Origin of the sequence: Streptomyces sp. NBC_01622 (assembly GCF_045209635.1) — a bacterium.
Lineage (GTDB): Bacteria > Actinomycetota > Actinomycetes > Streptomycetales > Streptomycetaceae > Streptomyces.
Genome location: NZ_CP109293.1, coordinates 6408391 through 6427255, shown reverse-complemented (window position 1 = coordinate 6427255; position 18865 = coordinate 6408391). Strand labels below are relative to the sequence as shown.

General features: G+C 68.9%; 18 protein-coding genes. 5 read left to right on the top strand and 13 right to left on the bottom strand.

Features of this window, described 5'->3' with window-relative positions:
* Positions 1-7: 7 nt before the first annotated feature.
* Entirely contained in the window at positions 8-1351 is a 1344-nt protein-coding gene (gene cseC / locus OH768_RS29600; protein WP_406458604.1) for a two-component system sensor histidine kinase CseC, read from the top strand.
* A 30-nt stretch (positions 1352-1381) separates the two neighbouring features.
* On the opposite strand, the gene OH768_RS29595 is transcribed toward cseC, so the two are convergent.
* From OH768_RS29595 to OH768_RS29580, 4 genes are all read right to left on the bottom strand, one after another.
* Entirely contained in the window at positions 1382-2239 is an 858-nt protein-coding gene (locus OH768_RS29595; protein WP_406458602.1) for a class I SAM-dependent methyltransferase, read from the bottom strand.
* Positions 2236-2670, bottom strand: a complete 435-nt coding sequence (locus OH768_RS29590) for a VOC family protein (RefSeq protein WP_406458600.1) — start codon at positions 2668-2670, stop codon at positions 2236-2238. Before OH768_RS29590 ends, OH768_RS29595 begins: the two co-directional genes overlap by 4 nt.
* A complete protein-coding gene (locus OH768_RS29585; protein ID WP_406465495.1) occupies positions 2667-3146 on the bottom strand; it encodes a helix-turn-helix transcriptional regulator in 480 nt (159 codons plus the stop codon). The genes OH768_RS29590 and OH768_RS29585 overlap by 4 nt, the downstream gene beginning before the upstream one ends.
* A 278-nt stretch (positions 3147-3424) precedes the next feature.
* The gene (locus OH768_RS29580; RefSeq protein ID WP_406458598.1) at positions 3425-5017 is read right to left on the bottom strand and encodes an MDR family MFS transporter; all 1593 of its coding nucleotides are present in this window, start codon (positions 5015-5017) and stop codon (positions 3425-3427) included.
* Between the two features lie 138 nt (positions 5018-5155).
* Between OH768_RS29580 and OH768_RS29575 the strand changes: the two genes are divergently transcribed.
* A complete protein-coding gene (locus OH768_RS29575; protein ID WP_406465494.1) occupies positions 5156-5764 on the top strand; it encodes a TetR/AcrR family transcriptional regulator in 609 nt (202 codons plus the stop codon).
* Here OH768_RS29575 and OH768_RS29570 read toward each other — a convergent pair.
* Positions 5761-6342, bottom strand: coding sequence for a M23 family metallopeptidase (locus tag OH768_RS29570; RefSeq protein WP_406458596.1), 582 nt, complete (start codon positions 6340-6342; stop codon positions 5761-5763). The two genes, OH768_RS29575 and OH768_RS29570, sit on opposite strands and share 4 nt — an antisense overlap.
* A 442-nt stretch (positions 6343-6784) precedes the next feature.
* On the opposite strand from OH768_RS29570, the gene OH768_RS29565 reads away from it, so the two are divergent.
* Positions 6785-7399: an HAD family acid phosphatase gene (locus OH768_RS29565; RefSeq protein ID WP_406458594.1), complete on the top strand. Its 615-nt coding sequence runs from the start codon at positions 6785-6787 to the stop codon at positions 7397-7399.
* 64 nt (positions 7400-7463) lie between these two features.
* Positions 7464-10571: an NACHT domain-containing protein gene (locus OH768_RS29560; RefSeq protein WP_406458592.1), complete on the top strand. Its 3108-nt coding sequence runs from the start codon at positions 7464-7466 to the stop codon at positions 10569-10571.
* Positions 10572-10636: 65 nt separating this feature from the next.
* On the opposite strand, the gene OH768_RS29555 is transcribed toward OH768_RS29560, so the two are convergent.
* The gene (locus OH768_RS29555) at positions 10637-13162 is read right to left on the bottom strand and encodes an ATP-dependent Clp protease ATP-binding subunit (RefSeq protein ID WP_359613945.1); all 2526 of its coding nucleotides are present in this window, start codon (positions 13160-13162) and stop codon (positions 10637-10639) included.
* A 442-nt stretch (positions 13163-13604) separates the two neighbouring features.
* Between OH768_RS29555 and OH768_RS29550 the strand changes: the two genes are divergently transcribed.
* Positions 13605-14231, top strand: coding sequence for an SCO3374 family protein (locus tag OH768_RS29550; RefSeq protein ID WP_406458590.1), 627 nt, complete (start codon positions 13605-13607; stop codon positions 14229-14231).
* Here the strand turns inward: OH768_RS29550 and OH768_RS29545 are convergent.
* The 7 genes from OH768_RS29545 to nadC form a co-directional block, all read right to left on the bottom strand.
* Positions 14210-14545 carry an Lsr2 family protein gene (locus tag OH768_RS29545; RefSeq protein ID WP_019075461.1) on the bottom strand — a complete coding sequence of 112 codons (336 nt, stop codon included), beginning with the start codon at positions 14543-14545 and terminating at the stop codon, positions 14210-14212. The two genes, OH768_RS29550 and OH768_RS29545, sit on opposite strands and share 22 nt — an antisense overlap.
* A 224-nt stretch (positions 14546-14769) precedes the next feature.
* On the bottom strand, positions 14770-15303 hold the full coding sequence (locus OH768_RS29540) for an amino-acid N-acetyltransferase (protein ID WP_200715432.1): 534 nt from the start codon (positions 15301-15303) through the stop codon (positions 14770-14772).
* Positions 15304-15312: 9 nt separating this feature from the next.
* A complete protein-coding gene (locus tag OH768_RS29535; RefSeq protein ID WP_406458588.1) occupies positions 15313-15702 on the bottom strand; it encodes a BlaI/MecI/CopY family transcriptional regulator in 390 nt (129 codons plus the stop codon).
* Between the two features lie 144 nt (positions 15703-15846).
* On the bottom strand, positions 15847-16026 hold the full coding sequence (locus tag OH768_RS29530) for a hypothetical protein (RefSeq protein ID WP_019075458.1): 180 nt from the start codon (positions 16024-16026) through the stop codon (positions 15847-15849).
* 48 nt (positions 16027-16074) lie between these two features.
* Positions 16075-16722, bottom strand: coding sequence for a hypothetical protein (locus tag OH768_RS29525; RefSeq protein WP_406465492.1), 648 nt, complete (start codon positions 16720-16722; stop codon positions 16075-16077).
* 365 nt (positions 16723-17087) lie between these two features.
* Positions 17088-17885, bottom strand: coding sequence for a type III pantothenate kinase (locus tag OH768_RS29520; protein WP_043685374.1), 798 nt, complete (start codon positions 17883-17885; stop codon positions 17088-17090).
* A 2-nt stretch (positions 17886-17887) separates the two neighbouring features.
* Positions 17888-18865 carry a carboxylating nicotinate-nucleotide diphosphorylase gene (gene nadC, locus OH768_RS29515; protein ID WP_406458585.1) on the bottom strand — a complete coding sequence of 326 codons (978 nt, stop codon included), beginning with the start codon at positions 18863-18865 and terminating at the stop codon, positions 17888-17890.

Here is an 18865-nt window from a genome sequence, read left to right as displayed (position 1 = left end):
CAGGGGTATGCGGGGGAATTCACGGCGCAGGGTCCCGTCGTTCATGGACAGAGCGGGCATCCGTACCGGCCTGAGATGGAAGCTCAGCGCGGCCATCGCGCTGGTCGGCACGCTGGTCGCGATCGCGCTCAGCCTGGTCGTGCACAACGCGGCGCGGGTCTCGATGCTGGACAACGCGCGCGATCTCGCCGACGAGCGGGTCCAGATCGCCCAGCGCAACTACGAGCTGTCCGGGCGGCCCAACTTCCCCAGCATCAAGATCGACGACCCGAACCTGCCGCCGGCGCTGCGCCAGAAGGTCGAGGAGGGCCGCAGGGCCACGTATGTCACCGACCGGCCGCACGGCATCCCGGACATCTGGGCGGCCGTACCGCTCAAGGACGGCCATGTGATGTCGCTGCACACCGGGTTCACCGACCGCAGCACGGACATCCTCAAGGATCTCGACCAGGCCCTGGTGATCGGTTCGATCGCGGCCGTGCTCGGCGGCAGCGCGCTAGGTGTGCTGATCGGCGGCCAGCTCTCGCGCCGGCTGCGCAAGGCGGCCGTCGCGGCGAACCAGGTCGCCAAGGGCGAGACGGACGTACGGGTACGGGACGCGATCGGCGGCGTCGTGCGGGACGAGACCGACGACCTCGCGCGCGCGGTGGACGCCATGACGGACGCGTTGCAGCAGCGGCTTGAGGCGGAACGCCGGGTCACCGCCGACATCGCGCACGAACTGCGCACCCCGGTGACGGGCCTGCTGACCGCGGCCGAACTACTGCCACCGGGCCGCCCCACGGAACTGGTCCTGGACCGCGCCAAGGCGATGCGCACCCTCGTCGAGGACGTCCTGGAGGTCGCCCGTCTCGACGGCGCCTCCGAGCGGGCCGAGCTGCAGGACATCATGCTGGGCGACTTCGTGAGCCGCCGGGTGATCGCGAAGGACCCGGACGCGGTGGTGCACGTCGTCCACGAGTCGGCCGTCACCACCGACCCCCGTCGGCTGGAGCGCGTGCTGTTCAACCTGCTGGCCAACGCGGCCCGGCACGGCAAACCGCCGATCGAGGTCTCGGTCGAGGGCCGGGTCATCCGGGTCCGCGACCACGGCCCCGGTTTCCCCGAGGAACTCCTCGCGGAGGGCCCGAGCCGCTTCCGCACCGGCAGCAAGGACCGCGCGGGCCACGGCCACGGCCTGGGCCTGACGATCGCGGCCGGCCAGGCCCGGGTCCTCGGCGCCCGCCTGACCTTCCGCAACGTCCGCCCAGCGGGCGCGCCGGACCACATCCCGGCGGAGGGCGCGGTCGCGGTGCTGTGGCTGCCGGAACACGCACCGACGAGCACGGGCAGCTATCCGATGCTGCCGTAGGCCCGTCCGGGCGGGAGCCGTCACGTTCGCTCAGGTGCTCGCCACCATCACCTCCTCCCCCCGGGACGGCCCCACCCCGTCCGTCCTGCCCCCGAAGTACCGCTCGGCAAGATCCGCGGCCGACACATGCCGCACCTCCCGGAACCCGCACTCCCGCCCCAGCGCCAGCATCTGCTCCGGCGTGAAGAAGCTCAGGAACGGCGTGCCCGCGGCACGAGCGCCCTCCACCGCCACCTCCAACTGCGCGCGCTGCTCCGGCTCCACGTCGTCGACCGGCCGCAGGAAGGTCGTCACCAGGGTGGAGCCCGGGGCGAGCCCGGCGACGAGTCGGAACAAGTTGGTGATCGCGTCCAGGGTGAGATACATGATGACGCCGGTCGCGGCCACCACGGCGGGCCGCCCGGTGTCGAGCCCGGCGGCGGCCAGTTGCCCCCACCAGTCGCCCTCGAAGTCCACCGGCACGAACCGCAGCCAGTCCGGGACGTCGTACCCGAGCTCCGCCAGCCTTCGCCGCTTCCAGGCCTGTGTTCCGGGCCGTTCGACCTCGAACACCCTTAGTTTCGCGCCCAGTTCGGGCCGCCGCTGGGCGAAGGTGTCCAGGCCTGCGCCGAGCACGACGTACTGGTCCACGCCCTTCGCGGCCTGCTCCACCACCACGTCTTCGACGAACCGGGCCCGCGCCACGATCGACGCGCGGATCCGGCGCGTGGCCTCGACGTCCATGTCGGGACGCGCCCGCCAGTCGTCCCCGGGGTCCACGAGCCGCAGCCCGACCTCGTCCTCGACGACATGCGGCGGAGCGTCCGCCCGGACGTGCAGGGCCCGCCACAGGGCGACCCGCACGGCCGTGTGATCCGGCTCGACCTCCGCCACCCGCTCCCCGCTCATCCGAAGTCCTTGGAGAAGTCGAGCTCCTCGCTGCGCTCGGTCAGCGAGTACCAGTTGCCGCTGTCGTCGCGGAAGATCGCCTCGACGCCGTACGGCCGCTCCTGCGGGTCCTGGATGAACTCGACCCCACGTGCCTTGAAGGTCGCGTAGTCACCGCGGCAGTCGTCCGTACGGAAGGCACCCGCTCCCAGCACACCCTTGCTGACCAGCTTCTTCAGCGCCTCGGCGGACTCGGGGTCGAGGCCCGGGCCGTCCAGGCTCATCAGCGCGAGCTCGACGCCCGGCTGATCCTTGGCACCGACGGTGACCCACTTCATGTCGCCCATCGAGATGTCGTCCCGGACCTCGAAGTCCAGTTTCTCGGTGAAGAAGGCCTTGGTGCGCTGCTGGTCGAAGGTCCACACGGTGGTGATGCCCAGCCCTTGGATCATGGCTCCGTACTCCTGTCGGACGAGGTCGAAATCGAGGTGTCTCCCTGTTCCTCACCGTAGGCAGGGCGGGCAGCGGCACGCTTCTTCAAAGTTGCGGAGGGGAAACCGCCGGCCCAGAGCATCGCGTAGCACCCCGGGATGAGGGCGGCCCCGCGCCCCACGTGTTCGCTCCGGTACTCACTCGGGGTCAGCCCGGTCCGTGCCTTGAACCGGGCCGAGAAGGTACCGAGGCTGCTGAAGCCGACGAGATGGCAGATCTCCGTGACCGACAGGTCGGCGCTGCGGAGCATCTCCTCGGCCCGCTCGATACGCCGATGGGTCAGATACTGGCCCGGCGTCTCGCCGTAGGCCTCCTTGAAGGCCCGGATGAAGTGGTACCGCGAATATCCGGCATGCGCGGCCACCACGCCCAGGTCGAGCTCCGGCTCGGCCCAGTCGCGGTCCATGGCGTCCTTGGCCAGGCGCAACTGCCGCATTTTGTCCATGCGACCGATGGTGGCACGCCCCACTGACAACGACCGCGGCTTGTCGACACCGGCCCACTCACCCCAGCTCACTCCGGGGCTTGTCGACACCGGCCGGCATCCACCAGCCCGTCCGGCGTTTGAGGACGAGGCCGTTCAGGCCGAAGCGGGGGTCTGGGGGCGGCAGCCCCCAGTGATGGGACGGGTAGGGGCGGCAGGGGCGAGAAAAAACGAAGAAGGCCCCCCGAGGCGGACACCTACCGGGGGACCTCCAGCTCACTGCCGGCGGATCAGACGGCCTCGACGATCGACGCCGACGCGACCGTCTCCGCACCCTCGCCAGGCTTAGGCGCAGCCGACCCCGCCCCCTTCAGCGGAACCTCCTTGACGAACACCGCCGCCACCAGCGCGAGCACCGTCACCACGGCCCCCAGCAGAAACGCCGAGTGGACACCGGCCGACACCGCGTGCTGATACGCCTCACGCGCCACCGCCGGCAGCTTCGCCAGACTCTTCGCGTCCAACTGCGCGGACTGCTCGGTCACCTTGGCCCCCAGTGCCCCGGCCTTGTGGCTCATGACGTCCTGGACCCGGTTGTTGAACAGCGCACCCATGATCGCGACACCGAACGAGGAACCGAGCGTCCGGGACAGCGTGCTCGTGGAGGACGCGACACCCATGTCCTTCATCTCGACGCTGTTCTGCGCGACCAGCATGGTGATCTGCATCAGGCAGCCCATGCCGAGACCGACGACGGCCATGTACACACCGGACATGAACCGGGTCGTGTCGACGTCCATCGTGGAGAGCAGGTACAGGCCGACACCCATCAGGATGCTGCCGGCGACCGGGAACACCTTGTACCTACCGGTGTTGGTGGTCACCCGACCCGCGACCATGGAGGTCACGAGCATCGCGCCGAGCATCGGCAGGAGCAGCAGACCGGAGTTGGTCGCGGACGCGCCCTGCACGGACTGCTGGTACAGCGGCAGGAACAGGGTGGCGCCGAACATCACGAAGCCGGTGATGAAGCCGATGACCGCCATCAGGCTGAAGTTGCGGCTGCGGAAGATGTGCAGCGGTACGACCGGCTCGGTGGCCTTGGTCTGCCAGAACACGAACCCGACGAGCGCGGCCACACCGAGCGCGATCAGTTCCATGATCCGCACGGAGGTCCACGCGTACTGCGAACCGCCCCAGGTGGTGACGAGCACGATGGAGGTGATGCCGACGGTGAGCAGTCCGGCGCCCAGGTAGTCGATCCGCGCCTGCGAGCGCTTCTTCGGCAGGTGCAGTACGGCGCTGATCGCGGCGAGGGCGATGACGCCGAGGGGGAGGTTGATGTAGAAGGACCAGCGCCAGCCCCAGTTGTCGGTGATGGTGCCGCCGACCAGTGGTCCGCCGATCATCGCGAGCGCCATGACGCCGGCCATCATGCCCTGGTACTTGCCACGCTCACGCGGCGGGATGAGGTCGCCGATGATCGCCATGACACCGACCATGAGACCGCCGGCGCCGAGGCCCTGGATGGCCCGGAAGCCGATGAGCTGGCCCATGTTCTGTGCCATGCCGCTGAGCGCGGAGCCGACCAGGAAGATCACGATCGAGGTCATGAAGGCGCCCTTGCGCCCGTACATGTCACCGAGCTTGCCCCACAGGGGAGTTGAGCTGGCGGTGGCGAGCGTGTACGCGGTGACGACCCAGGACAGGTGCTCCAGACCGCCCAGTTCGCCGACGATCGTCGGCATCGCCGTACCCACGATCATGTTGTCGAGCATCGCGAGCATCATGGTGATCATCAGGGCGAGCAGGACGACCCGCACGCTCCTGGGCTGCTTCTCGGTCTCCCCCGGCCCGGTGTCGACCGTCTGTGTGTCCGCCATCGTTCCCACTCCCCTAGCTACCGCTGGATACCGCTACCGTCCGGCTACTTACTTGCCGCCCGGCTAGTTGACTACACTAAGGGAAAGTAGACCCGTAACTAGCCGGGCGTCAAGTAAGTTTGCTGGAGCATGAGACGAATGGGCGGCACCATGGACGGCACCAAGCGGCAGCGTCGCGGAGACACCCGCCAGCGCATCCAGGACGTGGCGCTCGAACTCTTCGCCGAGCAGGGCTACGAGAAGACCTCGCTGCGCGAGATCGCCGAGCACCTGGACGTCACGAAGGCGGCGCTCTACTACCACTTCAAGACCAAGGAAGAGATCCTGGTCAGCATCTTCGAGGACCTCACGCAGCCGATCGAGGACCTGATCGAGTGGGGCCGCGAGCAGCCGCACACCCTGGAGACCAAGCAGGAGATCGTACGGCGCTACAGCGTCGCGCTCGACGGTGCGACCCCGCTGTTCCGCTTCATGCAGGAGAACCAGGCGACGGTACGGGACCTGCGCATCGGCGAGCGCTTCAAGGAGCGCATGCGCGGCCTGCGGGAGATCGTCATCGACCCGGACTCCACCCTGGTCGACCAGGTCCGCTCGCTCAGCGCGATCTTCACACTGCACGCCGGCATGTTCGCCGTACAGGACCTCGAAGGCGACCCCGAGGACAAGCGCAAGGCCGTCCTGGAGGTCGCCACCGACATGATCACGCAGGCCCACGCGGGCACGAAGCCCGCCGAGGACAAGTCCTAGACGGTCACACCCTTGCCGCGCAGGAACGCGACCGGGTCTATGGCCGAGCCGTAGTTGGCGGTCGTACGGATCTCGAAGTGCAGGTGGGGGCCGGTGGAGTTGCCGGTGTTGCCGGACAGGGCGATGTGCTGACCGGTGCTGACGACCTGGCCGACCTTCACGTCGATGCGCGAGAGGTGGGCGTACTGCGAGTAAGTGCCGCTGCCGTGCTTGATGACGATGGCGTTGCCGTACGCGGCCCCGTCACCGGCGCCGTTGCCGCCGGCCTTGACGACGGTGCCGCCGTGCGCGGCGACGACGTTGGTACCGCTGGCCACGGCGAAGTCCTGCCCACTGTGGGTGGACTGCCACAGGCTGCCGGCCTGCGCGAAGCTCGCGGAGAGCGTGTACTTCTTCACCGGGTCGACCCAGGAGGCGGCGGTCTTGGCGCTGACCGTCTTCGGCGCCACGCTCGCGGTGGCGGCGCTCGCGACCCCGGTGCCCAGCACCGCGGTGGCTCCCAGTCCGACGGCCAGGACGGCCACCCGGGTGCGGAGCGGAGTCGTACGGGAAGAGCGGGACGTGGAGCGCTGGAACATCGGAACCTCACGGGGACGGGGACAGAAAGACCACCCGGCACACAAGCGGCCGCCGGATGGCACGTCCATTGGTAACCCGCGCCCCCACGGACCCCAAAACAGCCCTTCTACGACGGAAGCTAGTACTTCACCGCAAAACTTCCGACTTCTTGACAGAACGCCCGTTCGCCATAAATCGCCCCCCGATGGCAAAACCGCCCATCCGGTTCCAGACGAAAAGTCCTTTTTGTCCCGAACGGGGCTTACGACTACCCGCCTTAGTAGGGGTCGTATCGCCTGTGCGGCTTGTCACCGGCCACGGCCATCGCCGACCGCGGAAATGTGGCGCAGACCTCTATGCGCCTACCGCCCAGTAACCTTACGGTTCCCCTCACGCCACCCGCGCCCGCGAGCATGCCTTCCGCACCGGCACCGCACAGACGTGAGAGGAACCCCCACCCCCATGACGAGACGACGCCCCTGGGCCCGCCGTACCGCCACCGTCGCCGTGACCGCGATCGCCCTCGCGGCGCTGACCGTCCCCGCGGAAGCCGCGACGGCGAGCACGACCGCCGCGACCGCCACGGTGGCCTACGCGACCTGGCAGACGGACTGCCAGACGGTCATGAACCAGGCCCTGCCCTACCTGAAGCAGCGCATCGCGGCCACGAAGCCCGGCGAGAAGCAGGCGATCGTCTTCGACATCGACAACACCACCCTGGAGACGGACTTCGGCTTCAGCTGGCCGCAGCCGGCCAACAAGCCGGTGCTCGCGGTCGCCAAGTACGCCCAGGAGCACGGCGTTTCGCTGTTCTTCGTCACGGCCCGCCCCGGCATCATCTACCTGCCGACCGAGTACAACCTCGAACACGACGGCTACGACGTCGACGGCCTCTACGTCCGCGGCCTCCTCGACCTCTTCAAGGACGTCGCCGCCTACAAGACCGCCCAGCGCGCCGACATCGAGTCCAAGGGCTACACGATCATCGCGAACATCGGCAACAGCGCCACCGACCTGTCGGGCGGCCACGCCGAGAAGACCTTCAAACTGCCCGACTACGACGGCCAGTTGTCGTAGTCGTACGGCCGCCGCCCGATCGTCGATAGGCTCCATCCGTTCCCAACGGCTACGGGGGTGGCGGATGGAGCCCGCGGTACTCGGCGGCAAGCTGGCGTCCAGCCTGATCGCACCGCTGGTGAAGAGACTGTTCGTGGCGGACGGCCCCGGCGCGGGGCTGGTCGACAAGCCGGTCCGGCTGAAGGACCTGGTGTCCTTCCGGGGCGAGAAGCGCACATTGGGCGAGAAGGACGTGCGCAAGCTCGCGGGACACCTGGTCCAGCAAGCGGTGGACTCGCCTGGCGAACCCCCCTTCCCGGCCGACGAACAGGCTGCCGTGGCCGATGCGTTGGCCCGCAGGCTGTTGGCCATCGGCGACCTGGACATGGACGACGTGCAGGCCGTACGGCTGGGCGGCGCCGAGTTGGCCGAACACCTGCACCGGCGCGCCCCGGCCGCCGACGGCCTCTCCGCGGACGCCTGCGTCTTCCTCGACTCGGCGACGCAGTGGGCCTGCCTCCAGATCCTGGAGTTCTTCACACGGCGGTCCACGTTCGTGGCGCGGACGCTCGTGGAGCAGACCCGGCAGCAGGCCGAACTGATCGCCAGGGTCGACGAGTTGATCCTCCGCATCCCCCGCCCTGACGCCCGCGACACCGCCTTCGAACGCCGTTACCTGTCGTATCTCGTCAAGAAGCACTGCAAACTGACGATCTACGGCATCGACCTCAGCAACTCACCGGACCGATGGCCGCTGGATGCCGCGTATCTGAGCCTGGAGGCGACGGCGCGCGCCGACGACCCACTGCTCCCGCCGTTCGGACCGCCCTCCACGGCCCCGGTCCTCCACACCGCCGATCAGGCTCTGGCCGGTCACCATCGTGTGCTGCTGCGTGGTGTCGCGGGTTCGGGAAAGACGACGCTGATCCAGTGGCTGGCCGTGTCGGCCGCCTCCAGGCACTCCGATCGAATGGCCTACCTCACCGACCGGGTGCCGTTCGTCCTCCCGCTGCGGACACTGACCCGGCACGGCGAGCGGCTGCCGTCTCCTGCGGGATTCCTGGCCGCCATCGGCTGTCCTCTGGCGCAGACACAGCCCGACGGCTGGGAGAACCGCGTACTGGCCGCCGGGCGCGGCCTGGTCCTGGTGGACGGTCTCGACGAGATACCGGATGCCGAACGCGAGCGTGCCCGCACCTGGTTGCGTGACCTCGTGGAGACGTTCCCCGGCAACCGCTGGCTCGTCACCTCCCGCCCCTCGGCCGTCAGCGAGGACTGGCTCACCTCCGACGGCTTCTCCGAGTTCGCCCTCTCCGCGATGAGTACGTCCGACGTGACGTCGTTCATCAGACGCTGGCACAGCGCGGCCGCGACCGGCATACCCGAGCAGGACGCACCGCTCACCACGTACGAGAACCAACTCCTCGACGCCGTCCGCTCCACACCCGACCTGGGACGGCTCGCCACCAATCCCCTGATGTGCGGCCTGATCTGCGCCTTGCACCGGGACCGGCGGGGTTACCTGCCGCACGGCCGCAAGGAGCTGTACGAATCCGCCCTCTCCATGCTGCTCGTCCGCCGCGACCGCGAGCGCGACATGGCGGCTCCTGAGCTGAGCGAGGAGCCTCAACTGCAGTTGCTGCAGCGGCTCGCCTACTGGCTCATCCGCAACGGCCGTACGGAGATGGACCGGGCCCGGGCGGAGAGCATCATCGCTCAGACCCTTCCGGCGATCCCCGCCGCATCGGCTCTCGGGAACCCGGCGGCCGTCCTGCGCCACTTCCTGGTCCGCACCGGCCTGCTGGTCGACCCGACCCCGGACACCCTCCACTTCGTGCACCGCACCTTCCAGGACTTCCTGGGCGCACGGGCCGCCGTGGAGGCGGGCGACCTCGGCCTGCTCGCGGAGCACGCCACCGACGACCAGTGGGCGGACGTGATCCGCATGGCCGTGGCCCAGGCCCGGCCGCGCGAACGGGCCGAGTTGCTGGACCTGTTGACGGCCGTCCCGGGCAAGCGGGCGCACCTGCTGGCCATGGCATGTCTGGAACACGCGACAGAGCTGGATCCGGCGGTGCGTCTCCGCGTCGAGAACCTGGCGGCGACGCTGCTGCCGCCCCGGACCACGGAAGAGGTCAAGGAACTCGCCGAAGTCGGGCCGCTGGTACTGGAGTTGTTGCCGGGTCCGGAGGGGCTGTCGGACGAGGAGGCGGAGGCGGTCACGGCGACGGCGGCGTCGGTCGGAACGGATGCGGCGATACCGGTGCTCGCGCAGTACGGGCGGCACACGGCGGAACGGGTCCGGATCAATCTGACGCGCGCATGGGACCGCTTCGACGCGGAGGTGTACGCCGACGAGGTGCTGGCCCGTGTCGACACCGCCGGCTACTACGTCTTCGCCACCTCGCCCGAGCAGTTGCGTGCCCTGCCACGGCTCGGTCATCGGGCACGGGTGGGCGTGACAGGCAGCCACGAGCTCGTGGACATCCTGAGAGCGCTGCCCGAGGGTGTGGAGGACCTCGGGCTCTACGAGAACCCCTTGCTGAGCGATGTGCGTCTACTGGCCTCCCTGCGCTCGCTCCGTGGGGTGAACCTGGTGCGCTGTCCCGAGGTGGGCGATCTCTCGCCCCTGGCCGAGTTGGGCCTGCGCTCGCTGTATCTGCACGAACTCGGCGACGTGTCCGACGTGTCGGGTCTGGACCGCCTCGACACGCTGGAGTACTTCACCGCTGTGGGGCGCCTCTCGGACAGCGGGCTTGCCGCGCTGCCCCAGAACGCGCCACTGAGGTCCATCAGCTTGGGTGGGGCAGCCGTCCCGGGTACGGGGCTCGACGGCTTGAGCCGGTGGTCGACGCTGCGCTACCTCGATTTCAGGGACGATGTCGGCGCCCTGAGCCCCCAGGACTGGTCCGAAGTCAGCAGGCTCCCCAACCTCACCCGCCTGGGAATCGGGGCGACGGACCTCGTCCCCAGCCTCGTCGGAAGCCCTCAACTGCACGCAATTGAGGGCTTGTACGTGACGAACGTCCAGGAGAACGACGATCTGACGCTGCTGTCCCTCCGCTGCCCACAGGTCCGCTCGGTCACGCTGTATCCGCACCAAGAGTCCGCACCGCTGAGTGCGGCCCCCTACGAAGCTCTGTTCCCCGACGCCGAGGTCACTGTCCACACCACCCGCCCCTACTTGTTCTGAGCAAGCGAAAGGGGCCGGTGCCCAAAAGGCACCGGCCCCCTTCCCAGCCGTAAAGCCCTGAAGCCTTACGCCTCCTTGCTCAGATTGGGACCAGCCCCACCGGCCGCCTGCTCGATCGGCGGGACGTCCGGCAGTGCCGACTTCTCCTCACCCCGGAAGGTGAAGGTCTTGGCCTCGCCCTCGCCCTCCGTGTCGACGACCACGATGTGACCGGGGCGCAGCTCGCCGAAGAGGATCTTCTCCGAGAGCGTGTCCTCGATCTCGCGCTGGATCGTGCGACGCAGCGGACGCGCGCCCAGCACCGGGTCGTAACCCTTCTTGGAGAGGAGCTCCTTGGCGGCCTGGGAGAGCTCGATGCCCATGTCCCGGTCCTTGAGGCGCTCGTCCACCTTGCCGATCATCAGGTCGACGATCTTGAGGATGTCCTCCTGGGTGAGCTGCGGGAAGACGACCACGTCGTCCACGCGGTTGAGGAACTCGGGGCGGAAGTGCTGCTTGAGCTCGTCCGAGACCTTGTTCTTCATGCGCTCGTAGTTGGACTTCGTGTCACCCGTGGCCGCGAAGCCGAGGTTGAAGCCCTTGGAGATGTCCCGCGTGCCGAGGTTGGTCGTCATGATGATGACCGTGTTCTTGAAGTCCACGACCCGGCCCTGGGAGTCGGTCAGGCGACCGTCCTCCAGGATCTGCAGCAGCGAGTTGAAGATGTCCGGGTGGGCCTTCTCGACCTCGTCGAAGAGGACCACCGAGAACGGCTTGCGCCGCACCTTCTCCGTCAGCTGGCCGCCCTCTTCGTAGCCCACGTATCCCGGGGGCGAGCCGAAGAGACGCGACACCGTGTGCTTCTCGCTGAACTCCGACATGTCGAGGGAGATCAGCGCGTCCTCGTCACCGAAGAGGAACTCGGCCAGCGCCTTGGACAGCTCGGTCTTACCGACACCGGACGGGCCGGCGAAGATGAACGAACCACCGGGACGCTTCGGGTCCTTGAGGCCCGCGCGCGTACGACGGATCGCCTTCGAGAGCGCCTTGACGGCGTCCTTCTGGCCGATGACCCGCTTGTGGAGCTCGTCCTCCATGCGCAGCAGACGCGAGGACTCCTCCTCGGTCAGCTTGAAGACCGGGATGCCGGTGGCGGTCGCGAGGACCTCGGCGATCAGCTCGCCGTCGACCTCGGCGACGACGTCCATGTCGCCGGCCTTCCACTCCTTCTCCCGCTTGGCCTTGGCGGCCAGGAGCTGCTTCTCCTTGTCGCGGAGGGAGGCGGCCTTCTCGAAGTCCTGCGAGTCGATCGCGGACTCCTTGTCGCGGCGGACGCCGGCGATCTTCTCGTCGAACTCGCGCAGGTCCGGCGGCGCGGTCATCCGGCGGATGCGCATCCGGGAGCCGGCCTCGTCGATCAGGTCGATCGCCTTGTCCGGCAGGAAGCGGTCCGAGATGTACCGGTCGGCCAGCGTGGCGGCCTGCACGAGCGCCTCGTCCGTGATGGAGACACGGTGGTGGGCCTCGTAGCGGTCGCGCAGACCCTTGAGGATCTCGATGGTGTGCGGCAGGGACGGCTCCGCGACCTGGATGGGCTGGAAGCGGCGCTCGAGAGCGGCGTCCTTCTCCAGGTGCTTGCGGTACTCGTCCAGGGTCGTCGCACCGATGGTCTGCAGCTCACCGCGGGCCAGCATCGGCTTCAGGATCGAAGCCGCGTCGATGGCGCCCTCGGCGGCACCCGCACCGACCAGCGTGTGCAGCTCGTCGATGAACAGGATGATGTCGCCGCGGGTGCGGATCTCCTTGAGGACCTTCTTCAGGCGCTCCTCGAAGTCACCGCGGTAGCGGGAGCCGGCGACCAGCGCGCCGAGGTCCAGGGTGTAGAGGTGCTTGTCCTTGAGGGTCTCGGGCACCTCGCCCTTGACGATGGCCTGGGCGAGGCCCTCGACGACGGCGGTCTTGCCGACGCCGGGCTCACCGATCAGGACCGGGTTGTTCTTGGTGCGGCGGGACAGCACCTGCATGACCCGCTCGATCTCCTTCTCGCGCCCGATGACCGGGTCGAGCTTGGACTCACGAGCGGCCTGGGTGAGGTTCCGGCCGAACTGGTCGAGGACCAGGGACGTCGAGGGGGTGCCCTCCGCAGGGCCGCCGGCGGTGGCGGTCTCCTTGCCCTGGTAACCGGAGAGCAGCTGGATCACCTGCTGCCGCACACGGTTGAGATCAGCGCCCAGCTTGACCAGGACCTGGGCGGCGACGCCCTCGCCCTCACGGATCAGGCCGAGCAGGATGTGCTCCGTGCCGATGTAGTTGTGGCCCAGCTGGAGGGCCTCGCGGAGCGACAGCTCCAGGACCTTCTTGGCACGGGGAGTGAAGGGGATGTGACCGGACGGCGCCTGCTGGCCCTGTCCGATGATCTCCTCAACCTGCTGGCGGACCGCCTCAAGCGAAATGCCGAGGCTCTCCAGGGCCTTTGCGGCGACACCCTCACCCTCGTGGATGAGACCCAGGAGGATGTGCTCGGTGCCGATGTAGTTGTGGTTGAGCATCCGGGCTTCTTCCTGAGCCAGGACGACAACCCGCCGCGCGCGGTCGGTGAACCTCTCGAACATCGTTAATCGCTCCTCAGAGCGGTCAGGCAGTAAGGGGACGCTCCCCTCCCTGTCCTTCCGCAGCTTAGTCCCGCAAGCGGGGACCGCTCATTCCAACTGCCGACACCGGACCGAGAACCAACACTGCCTCCTGAACCCGAACGCCGACATCTACTCCAACCTGATGGTGCGAGACGATGTTCCCGCAGGCCAGGCAGTTACCCTCACCACGAGTACGCCGATGGCGAACGTGAGACGCCCTTTTCTGCGTGTCGCCCCCTCCCACTAGGGATTGTCTTACCCGTACGGACTGACACTCCATGCCGAGCGCACCGGTTCCCTCCGCTACGGGCGAACAACCTTGCGCGGTCCGACACCCCCGAACGCCCCTTTTTCCGGCACCCTGCGCAATCACTTGACCACCCAGCGTAACTCTCGGGCCGGTTCGGCGGTTGCACTTGGCATGGTTGGCACAGTCCCCCCGGTCACCACGGTCCCCTCCCCCCGTCGCCCGCTCGATCCGGACGACCGGCGGCGGCACTGGTACGAGAACGAACTCGGGTGGCGGACGGTGCCCGGAGAGCCGCTGAGGCTCGTCACGGGGCTGCGTTTCGACGTCCTGGACGTGCCGGTCGAGGCCGGTGTCGCGACGCTGTGGCGGCTGGGGCCGGACTCTCCGGTGGCCGTACGGGGCGACCGGATGCGGCTGCTGGTGGCCGCGGGCAGCGCGGAGGAGCTGCCGGGGCTGCTGGACTGGCTGGAGTGGGGCGCTCTGGCGCCGGCGCTGGATCTGGTGGCGCTCGGCGAGGGCGGGCACATGGAGGCGCCGCCGGTCCCCGGGTCGGGGCCCGCGAAGGGGCACCCTGGGCCGCCGCTTCCCGCGGGTCGCCCGGGTCCCGTGCAGGGGGCCGCCGTATGGCTGCGGCCCCCCGAGCCGGGATGCGAGGTCGAGGCCTCGCTGCCGACACTGTCGGCCGTGGGGGGCGTTGGGGACGCCCCTGATCTCGTACGACTGGTTGACACGGTGGCCACACAGTGCCACCGGGTCCGGCTGCGGCGCTCGTGCGCTCAGCCGTTGGCCTTCTCGTAGGCCTCGCGAATGGACGCGGGAACACGGCCGCGGTCGTTGACCTCGTAACCGTTCTCCTTGGCCCACGCGCGGATCTGCGCGGTGTCCTGGCTGCCACCGGTAGCGGCGCGCGCCTTTCCACGACCACCCGAAGCACGGCCACCGGTACGGCGTCCGCCCTTCACGTAAGCGTCGAGAAGACCACGGAGCTTGTCCGCATTCGCGGTGGTGAGATCGATCTCGTACGTCTTGCCGTCCAGCGCGAACGTCACCGTCTCGTCCGCCTCGCCGCCGTCGAGGTCGTCGACAAGAAGGACCTGAACCTTCTGTGCCACCGGATTTCCTTTCATCGATAACTTGCGGGCCTAGGGTCTGCGGCGTCCGCCGTTTCGCCGTCCCCTGTTATATGCAGTACTGCAGTACGTCGGAAAGCAAACCGCTTTTGCTGGAAAAACACAAACCCCTGGGAGAGACCGAGTGACCTCCCCGGTCCGGAAAGATGCGCGTTTCGGACATAGGGAACCTGGGCAGGGCGTCCGGGCCGAATTGAGCGCAGCGATCACAGATGCAGAAGCATCCGACTGTTGCCCAAGGTGTTCGGTTTCACTCGTTCGAGACCCAGGAACTCCGCCACGCCCTCGTCATAGGAACGCAACAGCTCCGCGTAGACATCGGTGTCGACGGGTGTCTCACCGATCTCCACGAAGCCGTGCTTGGAGAAGAAGTCCACTTCGAAGGTGAGACAGAAAACGCGACGAACACCTAGCCAACGGGCCGTGTGCAGCAACTTCTCCAGCAACTGATGACCTACACCGGCGCCCTTCAACCCGGGCTTCACGGCGAGAGTACGGACTTCCGCGAGGTCTTCCCACATGACGTGCAGTGCGCCGCAGCCGACCACCTCGGCGTTGTCGTCGCGTTCGGCGACCCAGAACTCCTGTATGTCCTCGTAAAGAGTCACGGTCGCTTTGTCGAGCAGGATGCGACCGCGAACGTAGGCGTCAAGGAGTCGGCGCACCGCCGGGACATCCCCGGTCCGGGCCCGCCGGACGGTGATGGCTTTCGCGGTGACTTCTGGGTGCTCTGCTGACATGAGCGGACGCTATCGCCCGCCGCCGGAGGACTGGGAGCCGGGGTTCTCGACGCCATCCGCGGGTTCGGGTGTTTCCGGTCCCTGGACGATGCGTACGGCCCTGCGCAGGGCCTCACGCTGTTCGTCGCTCATCATCCCGAAGAAGGCGACGAGAGCGGCCGCGGGGTTGTCGCTCTGGGACCAGGCGTCGTTCATCAGGGCTGCCGAGTAGGCGGCCCGTGTGGAGACGGCCTCATATCTATACGCCCGGCCTTCCGCCTCGCGACGCACCCAGCCCTTCTGATGGAGATTGTCCAAAACGGTCATCACCGTGGTGTACGCGATCGACCGTTCCTGCTGAAGGTCTTCCAGGACTTCTCGAACGGTCACCGGGCGGTTCCACTTCCACACCCGCGTCATGACCGAGTCTTCGAGTTCTCCCAATGGGCGAGGCACAGCTCAGAACCATAGTGGAAAAGGCACAAAAAGGGCGTACGACTCGGAAAGCACGCGCACGCGTGCGGGAGTCGTACGCCCTTGAAGGCGCCGCCGAAAGGCCGGCGGTCAGGCTTCGGTGGTCGAGGAGGCCTGGCGGGCGCTCTCCGCGCGCGCGATGGCGGCGTCGACGGCCGCGTCCTCCTTGGCCTTCATGGCCCCGCCCTGGGTCTTCACGATGACCCGGATCAGTCCGATGAAGAACACGGCCATGACGACCGGGGGCACGAGCGCGGAGACATAGTCCATGCCCTCCAGAGTAGCCACGGGCCCGGGAGCGGACGGGCCGGGGTCGGTTCAGCCGGCGGCGAGCTGCTGCGGCGGGTTCGCGGGCGGCGGTGCCGGTTTGCGCCGGGGGAAGACCTCGCCCGGGGTGGGGATCGGCCGGGACGGCTTCGGGGCAGCGGGCGCGGGGGCGGGCGCCGGCCGCTCCACGGGCTTGCGTACGGGCTCCTTGGCGTCCTCCCCGGCCAGCTCCCCGGCCGTCGCGGAAAGGCCGCCGGAGCGGCCTCCGGGGAGCGCCAGGAGGCGGGTGCGGGAGGCGGGGACCGTCGGAGCGGGGCGGGCGGTCGTACGGCGGGCCAGACGCGCGCGTACGTCCTGTTCGGCGAGCGTGAGGCAGCGGTCGAGGAGCGCTGCGGCGGCCGGGTTCCCGCGCAGCGCACGCAGCGCGGAGAGGTCGTCGACGTCCGGGCGGTACCCCGCGCCGAGTGCCTCCTCCAGGAGCGTGAGGTAGCCGGCGGTGGTGCCGGGCAGGGCGGCGCGGTACCGGGCGAGGTCGGCGACCAGGAAGGCGCGCAGCCGGACCCCCTCGCGTACCGCTTCGTCGAGGGATTCGGCGAGCCGGAGACAGTCCTTGACGTCCTCGGCGGAGGCGGTTCGGGGCTGGAGGGCGAGGGCGAGGGCGCGACGGAGGACACGCAGCTCCTCCGCACCGAACGCCATGCCGCCGCGGGATCCGTATGGCGTGGGCATGCGGCGACGATACGCGCTAATCAGACAAATTCGACACAGGAAGGCGGGTGTGGCGCGGAGGTTTCCGCCCGGAGCGGGCAGCGGCTGCTTCTCCGCGCACCCGGCAGCCCTACCGCGGCCGGTGCTGCGGCTCGGTCGCGCGCACGGCCTCGGCCGTCGGACGGCGGCACTCCGTGGGCGCGCGTGGCGGCGGCACCTCGTGGGCGCGGAACGACCGCGTTCGCGGCAGGACCGACGTCGAACCGCAGGACACTTGCGGACGCGCCTGAGCGCCCCCGACCGGGCCGGGGCGCCGCCCTGCGCCAGGAGTCCCGTCCCGGCGCAGGGCAACCGGGTCACATCCGCGACACGTTCCGCTCGTAGACCAGCCGCAGGCCGATCAGCGTCAGCCAGGGCTCGTGCTCGTCGATCACCGAGGCCTCGCCCAGGACCATCGGTGCGAGGCCGCCGGTCGCGATCACCGTCACGTCCTCCGGGTCGTCGGCCAGCTCCTTGGCCATCCGGGTGACGACCCCGTCGACCTGGCCGGCGAACCCGTAGACGATGCCCGACTGCATCGCCTCGACGGTGTTCTTGCCGATCACGCTGCGCGGCCGGGCCACCTCGATCTTGCGCAGCTGGGCGCCCTTGACGCCGAGCGCCTCGACCGAGATCTCGATCCCGGGGGCGATGACACCGCCGACGTACTCCCCGCGCGCGGAGACCGCGTCGAACGTGGTCGCCGTACCGAAGTCGACGACGATCGCGGGGCCTCCGTAGAGCTCGACCGCGGCGACCGCGTTGATGATGCGGTCCGCGCCGACCTCCTTGGGGTTGTCGGTCAGGATCGGCACGCCCGTCTTGACGCCCGGCTCGACAAGGACGGCGGGCACGTCTCCGTAGTAACGGCGGGTCACCTCGCGCAGTTCGTGCAGGACGGACGGCACGGTGGCGCAGATCGCGATGCCGTCGATGCCGTCGCCCAGCTCCTCTCCGAGGAGCGGGTGCATGCCCATGAGGCCCTGGAGGAGGACGGCGAGTTCGTCGGCGGTGCGGCGCGCGTCGGTGGAGATGCGCCAGTGCTCGATGATCTCTTCGCCGTCGAACAGACCCAGGACGGTGTGCGTGTTGCCCACGTCGATCGTGAGGAGCATGACTACTGCGCCTCACGGAGGTCGAGGCCGATGTCCAGGATCGGCGCGGAGTGGGTCAGGGCGCCTACGGCGAGGTAGTCCACCCCGGTGTCGGCGTACGCCTTGGCGTTGTCCAGGGTGAGCCGTCCCGAGGCCTCCAGGGCGGCGCGGCCGTGGACGATGCCGACGGCCTCCTCGCACTCGCCGGGCGTGAAGTTGTCCAGCAGGATCAGGTCGGCGCCCGCGTCCAGGACCTCGCGGAGCTGGTGCAGGGTGTCGACCTCGACCTCGATCGCCACCTCCGGGAAGGCCTCCCGCACGGCCTTGAACGCCTGGGCGACGCCGCCCGCGGCGACCACGTGGTTGTCCTTGACGAGGGCCGCGTCCGACAGGGACATGCGGTGGTTGACGCCGCCGCCGCAGCGGACCGCGTACTTCTCCAGGGAGCGGAGGCCCGGCGTCGTCTTGCGGGTGTCGCGGACCTTCGTCCTCGTGCCCTCCAGGGCGTCCGCCCACGCGCGCGTGGCGGTCGCGATGCCGGAGAGGCGGCACAGGAGGTTGAGCGCGCTGCGCTCGGCGGTCAGCAGGTCGCGCGTGCGCGTGGTGACCGACAGGAGCTTCTGTCCGGCCTCCACGCGGTCGCCGTCCTCCGCGTGCCGCTCGACCTCGAACTCGTCGGTGCAGACCACGGAGATCACCGCTTCGGCGACCCTGAGGCCCGCCACGACACCGGCCTCGCGCGCGGTGAAGTCGGCGGTGGCGACGATCCCTTCGGGGATGGTCGCCACGGTCGTCACGTCCACACCGCCGTCCAGGTCCTCCTGGACGGCGACGTTGGCGATGTCCTCGACCTCGACGGGGTCGAGACCCGCGTCGGCCAGGAGCTCGGCGAGCGCGGGGTCGAGACCGCACTCCAGGTACTCCGCGTCGGCGCCCGCGCCACAGGCACAGCCGTCGCCGCAGCCGCCGCTGTCGGCGAGGGGAAGGTCGGGGGTGCTCAC